This window comes from Sebaldella termitidis ATCC 33386 (assembly GCF_000024405.1).
Lineage (GTDB): Bacteria > Fusobacteriota > Fusobacteriia > Fusobacteriales > Leptotrichiaceae > Sebaldella > Sebaldella termitidis.
Genome location: NC_013517.1, coordinates 92,025 through 104,323 on the forward strand (window position 1 = coordinate 92,025; position 12,299 = coordinate 104,323).

Sequence of the window (12,299 nt, forward strand, 5' to 3'; positions counted from 1 at the left end):
TATATAATTAATATGCAGAGGAGGTGAAGATATTGGATAATACAAAAAGGGTAAATATGGTTCTTGATTATATTGAACAGCAGCTTTGTCATGAACTGGACGAGGAAGCTGTATCAAGGATAGCATGCTGTTCTTTTCAGCAGTTTTTACGTATATTTTCATATATGACCGGAATATCACTGCATGAATATATACGCAGACGAAAGCTGTCAGCTGCAGCAGAGGAGCTTGTCAAAAACCGGCGGAATATTCTGGATACAGCTGTCAGCTATGGGTATGATACGCATTCAGGATTTTCACGGGCATTTAAAATGCACCATAATGCGACTCCCACGGAAATAATTGAAGGAATCAAAGAACCGCAGTTATTTGAACGTTTGTTTTTTCTGAGTCCGTCTTCTGCTGAAAATAAAACATACAGGATAGAAAAAGGAGATTTGAAAATGGCAAAGCTTACAAATATTGGATTTAAATCATTTGGTCCGTACAGATTAATAGGACGTGCCGTGGATACAAAGCTGATGAGCAATGATATTGCCATGCTGTGGGGGAAATTTTTTGCAGACGGGAGTTTTCATTCTCTGCTGGATTTATGCAGAAATAAGGAGAATCTTACCGAATTGCCGGATGGTGTAGCAGGAATTATGCATAATTTCGGAGAGGGCGGCAGTATAAGATATCTGGCAGGGATAATATTTTCGTCAGCAGCGGAAGTTCCGGAAGGATTTGACAGCTTTGAGCTTCCGGCGGGAATAATTGCCGAGTCACAGATAACAGGCGAAGAATATGAAATATATTCACAGGGACACGAGCTTACTGTATCAGCAATAGAAAGCAGCGGGTATATCATTGACCGGGAAAATTTTTATCAGTGTGAAGCATATACTGACGAACGTTTTTCGAATCCGAAGAAAGACGGAGAAACTATTCTGACCTTAGATTACTATATTCCTGTTTTGGAAAAGAAGAAATAAGTTTTTGTATCTCTTAAATTTAGGGAAAAGAATATAAAAAGATAACTACGTCAGGTATTTTATATCAGACGTTTTTTTATGCCGGATTTTAGAGGTATTGCAGTTTCACGTGAAACTGCGGCAATAGAGAGTGGATAAACAAAGCGGAAGAAAAATGCTGCAGAAATAAAAAAGCCGCCGATGTGAAGTCGGCGGCAAAGGGGGTTATGAAGAAAAATATTCTTTATTGGTATGTTTAAATTATAATAAACTATACTTAGAAATATCTTATCTGGAACTTTTCTTGTTCTTAGAGATTACAGATTTTATGGGATAAATTTAAAGGACAGGTTATACTAAATTTGAAAAGAATAGAAATATTCAGTGATTATGGGAAGCAGATTCAATAACCAGATTATTGGTTAAGCCCTTGATATCTCAGGAATAACGGGGTCTGAAAAAGCTGTCCGAATTTTAGCTGCTGTTCTGGTATATTTAATTATAATAAATTAAAATGAAGACTATCAAAAGCTCTTATAAAGCACTTTCCTTTAAAACGAGCAGTCATATAGTCTTCATCTTTTTTTGTTTACATTAATATATAAATTTTTTTATAATACTACTTTATTGGCGGTGTTCCTTCTGCGTTTCCTAAAATTGCATCAATTTGAATTAAAGCATTTTTTTGTAAAGCTGATACACCGACTATTCTTCTTGCAGGAGTACCGTTTGGATAGAATTTTGCATAAATTTCATTTACAGCTTCTATATCCTCAATGTTTTTAAGGAATATATTTATTTTTACTGTATCTTCCAGAACATGATCGACACTTTCTACAATTGCCTTGATATTTTTTAAACACTGCTCTGTCTGCTCTTTGATTCCGCCTGCTACTATTTCATTAGTTTTGGGATCAACAGGCAGCTGAGCTGAGATATTGTTATAATGAGAAAAAGCAACTGTTTGTGTAGATAAAGAACATTTTGGCGCATTTTCTGTATTATTTGCCTCTATAATGAGTCCGTGTCTGTCTTCAATAGCCTGTGGAGGCGTACCGTCTCCGTGTGATACCACTGCTTCGATTTGTACTAAAGCTCCCATAGGCAGATCCGAAACTGCGACTACTGTTCTTGCAGGTACATAAGCTACAGCTCTGGCAATTGATGAATCCGGAAAGAAAGTAGAATAAACTTCATTTACAGCTTCAAGGTCTGAAAAATCTTTAAGGAATACTGTAATTTTTACGATATCATCAAAAGGAACATCGATACTTTCTAAAATTGCCTTAATATTCTTTAAACACTGTCTCGCCTGCTCGGTAATGCCTCCAATTACCAGTCTGCCAGTTTTTGGATCAATAGGCAGCTGAGCTGAAATATTATTATAATGAGAAAAAGCAACTGTTTGTGTAGAGAGAGAACTCATTGGTGCATTTTCTGTGTTATTTGTAAGTTTTATAAGGTCTCCTGCCTGCGGTGCACCCGGAATTGTACCTTCACCGTTTGAAACAAGTGCTTCAATCTGCACTAAAGCATTCATAGGTAAGGCATCAACCGCTACTATTGTCTGTGTAGGCAGATAGCTTGAAAAAAATGTTTTATAAACCTCGTTTACAGCGTCAACATCCTTGATATTTTTAACAAATACAGTGATTCTAACAATATCATTCATAACATGGTCAATGCTGTCAACAATTGCCTCGATATTTTTAAAGCATTGTTCTGCCTGCTCTTTGATTCCGCCTGCTACTAATTTACCAGATTTCGGGTCAACAGGTAGTTGGGCTGAAAGGTTGTTATAGTGAGAAAAAGCAACTGTTTGTGAATATAGAGAATTTATTGGTGCTTTTTCCGTGTTTCTTGCTAATACTGCGTTATTATTACTCATAATATTACTCCTCTTTTCTTTCAAATATTGGTTTTTGTCAGCATTTCCACATAGAAACTGCTATAGTGACATGACTACTTTCAGTCTACAGTAATAATATACACTAAGTATTATTTAATATATAATATCACTACTTCGATAAATTATAATTCATTAAATGAAAAAAATCAATAAAAATATAAAATATTAAAAAAATTACTGATGTAGTTTCCGGATAAAAATTAATTTATGACTGTTCACGACATTTTTTCTCCCATATTCAAAACAAAGAAATTTCTGATCTAAATATGATAAAATAATACTATAAAAATATATTCTAAGGTGAGAAAAATGCTGAAAATATTTAGAAATGCGGATATCTCAAAAAGATATACGGAAATTTCTTTGAAAGGCAATGAAAAATATGGTGATATTATAAAGCTGGAAGGATTTGAAAACATAGTGTCAGACGGTTACTACGGCGGAGCACAGGAATGGTACAGACAGAACAGAGAAGCAAGGGCATGGGATGAGAAAAGGGCGGAAAAAGCTTCAGACAGCGGCTGTGGTTTTGTATCTGTCGCTAATTGTTTTGCATATTACATTTATAAAAATAACAAAGAAGCTTTTTCAAATTCAAAAGAAGATTTTCTTAGATTGATGACAGATATTTATGATTTTAAAGGAAGGATTTTTCTGAAATTCGGTCTTTTTGAATCAGGGCTGCGGAAAGCTGCACGAAATTTTTCTAAGCATACAGGTTATAGCGTAAAATTTCAAAAAGCTTTATTTTTTGAAAACAAAGCGGAATTTTTAAAGGAAAGTCTTAGGAATAAAAGACCTGCTGTACTTTTGTTCGGATGGGGAAAGGGGCTTCCCTTTACGGAACACTGGGTGACAGTGACGGAGATTACTGAGATAAAAGATATTGAAAATAACAGGATTTCTGATCATATAATTTCAGTTTCCAGCTGGGGAAAAAAGTATTATTTCAGATTGTCGGAAACAGAAAAATGGCTCTTGAACACTCCGGTAAGTCTGATTTTTCAAAAAAACAGTAAATAAAAAGCCGTCGGTATAAAACCGACGGCAAAAGGGGGTTATGAAGAAAAATATTCTTTATTGGTATGTGTTAATTATAGGAAGAATGTATTAGAATAAACTTATTTTTTGTATATAAAAATGTTTTATGAGAATAAACTGAAAAAATCAGGATATTTTTATAAATATCAGGAAGTATTTTTTCGAATAAAACAGTAAATAAAAAGCCGTCAGTATGAGAACCGACGGCAAGGGGGTTATGAAGAAAAATATTCTTTTTATTGGTATGTGTTAATTATAGTTATATATGATTAGAATAATCTTTTTTTCTTCTTATTTTTTTATTTATTACAAAACAAAATTATAAGCATTATTTATCAAAATACTTCTCTGAACTGATTCGGAAAGCTTATGATTACTATACTGCAATAGATAATTCAGAGAAGCAGGAATTAGCTTTGCAGGATAAAATTATATTTTTTGCATTTTTAATGTCGAAAAAAAATAAAAATATTTTAATTATCCCCTTTTATTTTTTCTAAAAGGGATGTATAATAAAATGATTATCAAAATAAAAGCGGTTATAAGTATTCCAATATAAAGACTAAATGGTTTTATAAAATCAAGAAAAGGAACGATGTATACTTTTAAGAACATAAAATTCGTTCCAAATTTGTTGTTATATAAATATGAAGTCAGAAAGAGAATAAGTACCGTAATAATAGAAACCGTCATTCCACTGAATGTCGGCTTTGATTTTAACCATATAAAACCGTACAGCATAGCAATTACTACAGTAGCATGACTAACCATAAACAGCACAAAAAACAGCTGATGATAATAAGTATTAACGCCGGGAAGTATCAGGGCCATAACGGCACCGAAACTAAAAAAATAAGTAATATTAAACAGGATATTACTTTTTGTAATAAGATAAAGACCGCATATTATCATTGTAAAATTGCAGAAATGCAGCGGCAGCGATTCGGGCAGTGTAAAGTGCTCATATTTTATTCTGTATATAGTTTCAAAAATTTTCAAAAATAAAATAAGATAACCAAGTACAGTACCAAATTTATTTACATTTATTTTTGTATATTTTGGAAATCCGAGAATTATAAGTCCCAAAACTAAACAAAGAATAAGGTTTATAATATGTTCATAATTGTAATACGAAAAAGAATATGCTGGATTCATAATTTGTATACCTCCGATTAAGTTATAGACTATTATATAGCGAAAATAAAAAAAAAGAAAGTTTTAGAGGAAAAAAATGAAAGATTTAGATATAGAATTAAATAAGAATAAACTCTATAGAGGAAGCATCCCTTCATTTTTATCAGATGGTAAAAATAAGAAAATAATATATATTTCCACATCTAACCGTAATCTGGAAAATTATCATTACTCTCTTGATAAAGATTACAAAGGAAACCTGAATTTATTTGAAAATATATCCAGCAATGCTGAAGATATGGTAGGGATAAACATAAACCTGCTGAATATTCTGAAAAACGATAAAGAATATCTGATGCTGGTAAATCTGCAGATAGCGTTAAGTTCGTTTTTTGAGGATATCAGGAAAGAGGAATTTCAGGTGGGAAAAACATACAGCATAAAGGAGATATCTGATTTTCTCACAGAAAATAACTATGATTATAATTATATGCTGGAAAAAAAGGGCGAGTGGAGCAAAAGAGGAGATATAGTGGATATCTTCCCGCCAAGCTATGAAAATCCTGTAAGAATGGAATTTTTTGATGATGAGCTGGAAAGCATAAGATTTTTTGATATAGATACCCAAAAGTCAATATCAAAAACAGATAGAATAGAAATATACTCTAATATCCCCCAAGAGGGGCGTTTTGAGTTTATAGAGCTGCTTGATGAAATAAAGGCCGAAGATGTACTTGTGTATCTTGAAAATGACGAGCTGATAGAATACAAGATAGAGGAGTACATTTTGCTGAACAGGGACAATGAAGATCAAATAAGAAAAAGATATACGAATCTTCTGGAAAAAGGTGAAATCATAAATCTGATGAATTTTTCCCATGAACAGCTAAAGACTTTTCAGGATAAAGATAAGCTTATAAAGCTTTCCGAAAAAGCAGATGTGGAAATTCACACATTAAATACGAAAAAATTAAAGGAAGTATATAAAGGAACAAAGATAAAGGTCGTGGAAGAAGAGCTTCTGGAAGGGTATATTGCAGACGGAAAATTTGTTCTTACAGAAAGAGAGCTTGACGGAGTAGTAGTACAAAAAAAAGTAAATACTAAAAAACAGATAAAATATAAGGATCTGAACCAGATAAGAGAAGATGATTATGTAATACATGAACAGTACGGAGTAGGGAAGTACAAAGGGATAGAACAGATGAACAACAGGGATTATCTGAAAATCAAGTATGCAGACGAGGATATACTATTTATACCTATAGAGCATCTGGACAGACTGGAAAAATATATTTCCTACGGGGAAGAGCCAAAGGTATATAAGCTGGGAACCAAAGGATTCAAGTATAAGAAAAAGAAGCTGGAAGAAGAAATAAGGGCATTTGCAGAAGAGCTGGTAAAGATTCAGGCAATAAGAGCTTCGAATCAGGGATTTGTGTATTCCAAAGATACAGTCTGGCAGGAGGAATTCGAAGAGGAGTTTCCTTTTGTGGAAACCGAGGATCAGAAACGGGCAATAGAAGATGTAAAAAATGATATGGAATCAGATAAGATAATGGACAGGGTTATATGCGGGGATGTAGGCTACGGAAAGACAGAAGTGGCTATGAGAGCTGCTTTTAAGGCAATCGTAGACGGTAAACAGGTAGCCCTGCTTACACCTACTACTATTCTTGCCGAACAGCATTATGAAAGATTTAAACAAAGATTTTCAAAATATCCCATGACAATAGAAAATTTATCAAGACTGAGTGATACAAAAAAAGTAAGAGAAATTCTGCATAAACTGGAAACGGGAGTTCTTGACATGGTTATAGGAACTCACAGAATACTTAGTGAAGATGTGAAATTCAAAAACCTTAACTTATTGATAATAGATGAAGAGCAGAAATTTGGGGTAAAATCTAAGGAAAAACTAAAGAAAAAAAGAGAAAAAATTGATATACTAACATTAACAGCTACACCTATTCCAAGAACACTGAATCTGACTTTACTCGGAATAAGGGATATTTCGGTAATAGAAACCCCGCCGGTAAACAGGGTTCCTATAGAAACAATAATAGAAGAGCAGGGTCTGGATATAAAAAGAGCGGTGCTAAAAGAGCTGGCAAGAGACGGACAGATTTTTTACATTTATAATAATGTAAAATTCATGGAAGATAAAATGAAAGAGCTGAAAAGCCAGCTTCCTGAATTCGTAAAAATAGATTATATACACGGTCAGCTTCCTCCGAAACTGATAAAGGAAAGAATAAAGAAGTTTGAAAACGGGGAATATGACATACTTATGGCTACTACAATCATAGAAAACGGTATAGATATCTCAAATGTAAATACTATTTTTATAGAAAATTTTGACAAGCTCGGGCTGTCTCAGGTATATCAGCTGCGCGGAAGAGTGGGAAGAAGCAACAGACAAAGTTACTGTTATCTTATAAAAAGTTTGATTTCTACGAAAAAAAGTAAAAAGAGAGAGGAAACTTTTGATAATATAGAAGACGCTACAGCAAGCGGAATGCAGCTGTCACTGGAAGATCTGAAGATAAGGGGTGCGGGTGAAATACTCGGTGAAAAACAGCACGGAACGATAGAAACCTTTGGATACGATCTTTATGTAAAAATGCTGAGAAAGGAGATAGAAATTCAAAAAGGAACTTATGTAGAAGCAGCACCTGATGTTAATATAGAGCTGAAAGACAAGGGATTCATTCCTGACAGCTATATAGAAGCGGATGAGAAGCTGAATATATATAAGAGGTTTATCATGCTTAACAATGAAAAGGATCTTGCCGGTCTTCTTGATGAAGTAAAGGACAGATTCGGAAAATTCCCTGAAGATTTTGAGCGTTTCGTGGATTATATGAGACTTAAGATATTTGCTCAAAATAATAACATAAAAAAACTCAGAGAAAAAGACAATATGATAGAAATAGAATTTTCAAAAAATATTTCACAAGAGCACATAAATGTGCTATTATTGGAAGATAGTAAATTAAACAGAAAAACATTAAAAATAAACAAAAATAAATTATTAAAAAAAATAACATAGGAGGAAACAATGAAAAAAGCACTAGCAGGATTATTAATATTACTAGGATTGGTGTCTTGTACGGGGGATAGCAATAGACTGACTACAGGAGAAGTAGTTTTTGAATCAAAGGATAAAAAAGTAAAAGTATTTAAAGAAGAAGTGGATTTTGTTATAAATCAGAGCATGGATCCTGAAATGCTGGATCAGGTACCAAAGGAACAGCTTGATGCTCAGAAAAAAGCTATAATAAAACAGCTTGCTTTCTATAAATCTATAGCTTTATCACCTGAAGCTGCTAAGCTAAAAGCAACTAAGGATTACAAAATGGCACTCGGGTTACAGGAAGATACTTTACTGACTGGATTATTCCTGAAAGATAAAGTAAAAGACATAAAAGTAACTGACGAAGAAACTAAAAAATTCTATGATGATAATAAATCTGCATTTACAAGACAGGATAATATAGCTGACCTTCAGTTGATCTACTTGCCATACAGAAGTGACGACGAAAAAGCACAGGCAGACAGAGTTCTTGCAGAAGCTAAGCAAAACAAGGATAAATTCGGAGATCTTGCTAAGCAGTACTCAGCTGATAAGACATCAGGAGCAAACGGAGGAGTTACAGGACCGCTTCCACTGGATAAATTAGGAGCAGATTTTGCACCGATCAAGGATGCTGCTATAAACGGAGCAGTTAATGAAGTAGCACCGAATCTTGTAATATTAGGCGGAGATACTGCTGTTATCGTAAAAGTAAACAAAAAAGAATTAAAAGGTGAAGTAGTAAAATATGAGGATGTTCAAAAGAACATTGCATTCCAGCTAAAACAGAAGAAAATAGCAGAAGAACAGGCTAAAATAGAAAAAGAAATAGTGGATAAATATGATTTGAATTCTATAGATCAGTTAAAATTAGAAGAAAAAGCAGCAGATAAAGACAAAAAATAAATACAATGAAATAGAAAAGAAAAGGGGCTGGGCAAAGTAATTTTTGATTGGCCCCGCTCTAATACATTGGCAAATCTGGTTTATCAGATCATACAGATGTACTGGAGTACTTGTGCTTTGGAATCCGGGTCTGTCAGTACTGTACAGTATTGATGCCGGATAATAATTTTAGCAGTCGAATTATTAGATTATGTTAATATTCTGATCTGTTTATACTTATAATAATTTGAATCAGAAGCGAGTACAAGTGTTTTGGCATGACGGTTATTGGTTATTTTAAAATATAAGTTGGACAAAATACTGGAAAAGTGGTGGTGTAAGAATGAAAATATTAAAATATCTGCTGATATTGATTTTATTTTTGATAGTTGTTACGATAGGTGTATTGTTTTTTTCTGGAAAAATTATAGAATCAAAATTAAATACAAAAGAAACACAGATAGAAAATTTTAAGTTTTCTCTCGGGAAGCGTGAAATAACATTTGATAATATTTCCATAAACGGGAATAAAATGGGACCGGGACGTGCAACAATAAGTCTCAAAAGATTTTTTGGAAATATGTTTGATAAGGAAATATATCTTAATGAAGTAGAGTTTAGCAATGTTGATTTTAACACATTGTTTGCTGCTCCTGATGAAAATATTGATAAGTTTATAAGTAAGATACAGGTGCCGGCCGAGAAGACAGAGGCCGGGGCAGCGGATAATATATCAGAGGAAATTTCCAGTCTCGAATCAGGTACAAATGATGTGCTGAATTTTGATTTTATTACACAGATGGAAGATTTGGAAAAGCTGAAAAGAGAATTTTCAGATACACAGGATTTGGATACAAAGATAGCAAAATTAAAAGAAATTTCTGAGAAATCCGAAAAGATAAAAAAAGATATTACGGATAAAAAAATATTGATCAATGAGAAAATCGCGGAATTGGACAGTGAGAATATAAAAGCACTAAATACATATACAGACCAGCTTGAAGAGCTGAACAATACAATAAAAGCCGGAAATGTAGATAATATTAAGAAAATAACATTTATAGACAGAGGAAGAGATATAGTTCAAGATTTGAATATTTCCCTGAAAACGGCTAAGGTAGCGGAAGATTTTTATAAAAGTAATATATCAGCAAAAAAAGTTATTTTGATATCTGCGGATCAGAGAATGGAGATATTTAATACAGGACCTGATTTAGGAAGCACTACAGCAGACTATAAAAGTAAAGATGCGGCTTATAAGATCACTAAAGCCGAAAACTCCGAGCTCTACAAAATAGCCGTAACAAGAGATAAATTATCAGAGGAAATTCTTTACGAAAATGATAAAATAACAGCTGATATAAAATATACAAAAATAAATTTTCTTCCTGATGTTTCAGATATTGTAATTGAGACGAAATTATCATATAATAATGATATATTAAATATTGCCTCAAATAATTCCGTGACAGATGAACAGGAAAATTTTATAAAAGAGAGTATAGAAAAGATAAAGCAGGAAAGACTGGCAGCATTAAGCGAAAAATATAACACGGAAAATACAAGAATAAATGACATACTGGATCAGCTTAATGAAAAGGAAAAGGAACTGGATGCCCAGATTTCCAAGTTAAAGGTATTAACAACTTCATCTAATATAATTAATACGTTAGGAGAATAAAGGAAATGAGACTTGATAAGTTTCTTAAGGTAACGAGAATAATCAAAAGAAGAACTATCGCAAAAGAACTTGCTGATAATGGAAATATCCAGATAAACAACGAGGAAAAAAAATCATCTTACAGTGTCAAGGCAGGAGATGTACTTGATATAAAATATTTTAACAAAAATATAAAAATAAGAGTAAAAGAAGTGCCCAGCGAAAATCTGAGAAAAGAAGATATAGAAAATTACATCGAGGTGCTTTCATCATGATATATTCGAACTGTAAGATCAATCTGGGATTGAATATCCTGAAAAAAAGAGAAGACGGGTATCATGAACTGGATATGGTAATGATGCCTGTGGATTTTAACGATGTGTTGAAATATGAAGATTACGGGGAAAAAGGCGACCTGATACTGGAAGTCAGTGATACAAGAATACCGATAGATGAAAAAAATATAGTGAGAAAAGCATATAATCTGTATTTTGATAACTCTAACACCCCGAGACAAAAAATAAAAGTATTTTTGGATAAAAAAATACCGCATGAAGCCGGACTCGGCGGAGGCAGCTCCAATGCAGCTTTTATACTCAGAAAGCTGAATGACAAGTATAAGCTGTATACTAATGAAGAGTTGGAAAAAATAGCTCTAAAGGTAGGAGCAGACGTACCGTTTTTTATAAGAAATAAAAGTGCAAGGGTAACAGGGATCGGCGAAAAAATAGAAGAGATAGAAAATAATCTGTCATCAGAAATACTTCTTATAAAACCGCAGCAGGGGATGTCAACAGGGCAGGTCTACAGTTATTACAAAGATAATAAAAAAGATCTGAAAATGGCGGATATTATGAGTATAGTAAAGGCTCTGAAAGAAAATAACCTGACTCAGCTTTTAAAAAATATAGAAAATTCACTGGAACAGCTTATCTTTAAAAAAGACAGCAGCTTCAGAGATTTGAAAAATGAATTGGAAGATGCTTTGGCCAAAAAGATATTTTTATCAGGAAGCGGAAGCTGCTTTTTTGCATTTTGCGAAAACGGAAATTTTGATACAAGTAAACTTGATAAAAAAAATGTTTTTTATCAAAAAACGAACAGGCTAGTGCAAAATTATGGAAAATAAACTATTGTTTAAAAATTATAGCTGATCCCTCTGGAATATGCTGTTAACAAATTTCTTCTATTTTTTATTTATTTATAATTTAATAACTTAAAATTATTTTACAATAAAAAAAGGGTAAAAAAAGGTTGATTTTTGAAAAATATAAGGTATACTATATGGAAGTAAAACTTCAAATACAACTAGAGAAGGGGTGCTGTAGCATGAAAATAACAGACATCAGATTAAGATTAGGAAGAGGCGCAGAGGATGGGGGAAAACTGAAAGCGTACGTAGATGTAACTTTTGATGAGAGTTTCGTAATTCATGGACTGAAAATTATAGAAGGACAGAACGGACTGTTTGTGGCTATGCCATCAAGAAGAATGCCAAATGGTGAATTCAAGGATATTGCCCATCCAATAACTCCGGAATTAAGAAATGAACTAACAGATTTCATAATTAAGAAATTTGAGGAAGAAAAAGTAAATCTTGAAGCGGCTGCGGCTACAACAGCAGAATAATCTAAAAATCCT

10 protein-coding genes are annotated in these 12,299 nt (G+C 33.1%); 8 read left to right on the forward strand and 2 right to left on the reverse strand.

Annotation, left to right across the window (positions count from 1 at the left end; genetic code table 11):
• Positions 1-32 precede the first annotated feature (32 nt).
• Positions 33-974 (forward strand): AraC family transcriptional regulator, encoded by a 942-nt coding sequence (locus STERM_RS20950; RefSeq protein WP_012859571.1) that lies wholly within the window; start codon positions 33-35, stop codon positions 972-974.
• Between the two features lie 598 nt (positions 975-1,572).
• On the opposite strand, the gene STERM_RS00420 is transcribed toward STERM_RS20950, so the two are convergent.
• Complete coding sequence (locus tag STERM_RS00420; RefSeq protein ID WP_012859572.1) at positions 1,573-2,841, reverse strand: RidA family protein; 1,269 nt, start codon at positions 2,839-2,841, stop codon at positions 1,573-1,575.
• Between the two features lie 330 nt (positions 2,842-3,171).
• On the opposite strand from STERM_RS00420, the gene STERM_RS00425 reads away from it, so the two are divergent.
• Positions 3,172-3,885: a hypothetical protein gene (locus STERM_RS00425; protein ID WP_012859573.1), complete on the forward strand. Its 714-nt coding sequence runs from the start codon at positions 3,172-3,174 to the stop codon at positions 3,883-3,885.
• Positions 3,886-4,380: 495 nt separating this feature from the next.
• On the opposite strand, the gene STERM_RS00430 is transcribed toward STERM_RS00425, so the two are convergent.
• A complete protein-coding gene (locus STERM_RS00430; RefSeq protein WP_012859574.1) occupies positions 4,381-5,058 on the reverse strand; it encodes a YwaF family protein in 678 nt (225 codons plus the stop codon).
• Positions 5,059-5,134: 76 nt separating this feature from the next.
• On the opposite strand from STERM_RS00430, the gene STERM_RS00435 reads away from it, so the two are divergent.
• The 6 genes from STERM_RS00435 to spoVG all read left to right on the forward strand — a co-directional run bounded on the left by STERM_RS00435 (position 5,135) and on the right by spoVG (position 12,287).
• Entirely contained in the window at positions 5,135-8,089 is a 2,955-nt protein-coding gene (locus tag STERM_RS00435; protein WP_012859575.1) for a DEAD/DEAH box helicase, read from the forward strand.
• 9 nt (positions 8,090-8,098) lie between these two features.
• Positions 8,099-9,019 (forward strand): peptidylprolyl isomerase, encoded by a 921-nt coding sequence (locus STERM_RS00440; protein WP_012859576.1) that lies wholly within the window; start codon positions 8,099-8,101, stop codon positions 9,017-9,019.
• Between the two features lie 322 nt (positions 9,020-9,341).
• A complete protein-coding gene (locus tag STERM_RS00445) occupies positions 9,342-10,679 on the forward strand; it encodes a hypothetical protein (RefSeq protein ID WP_012859577.1) in 1,338 nt (445 codons plus the stop codon).
• Positions 10,680-10,684: 5 nt separating this feature from the next.
• Complete coding sequence (locus tag STERM_RS00450) at positions 10,685-10,933, forward strand: RNA-binding S4 domain-containing protein (RefSeq protein WP_012859578.1); 249 nt, start codon at positions 10,685-10,687, stop codon at positions 10,931-10,933.
• Complete coding sequence (gene ispE, locus STERM_RS00455; protein WP_012859579.1) at positions 10,930-11,787, forward strand: 4-(cytidine 5'-diphospho)-2-C-methyl-D-erythritol kinase; 858 nt, start codon at positions 10,930-10,932, stop codon at positions 11,785-11,787. The genes STERM_RS00450 and ispE overlap by 4 nt, the downstream gene beginning before the upstream one ends.
• 200 nt (positions 11,788-11,987) lie before the next feature.
• Complete coding sequence (spoVG, locus tag STERM_RS00460) at positions 11,988-12,287, forward strand: septation regulator SpoVG (protein ID WP_012859580.1); 300 nt, start codon at positions 11,988-11,990, stop codon at positions 12,285-12,287.
• The last annotated feature ends 12 nt before the right edge of the window (positions 12,288-12,299 follow it).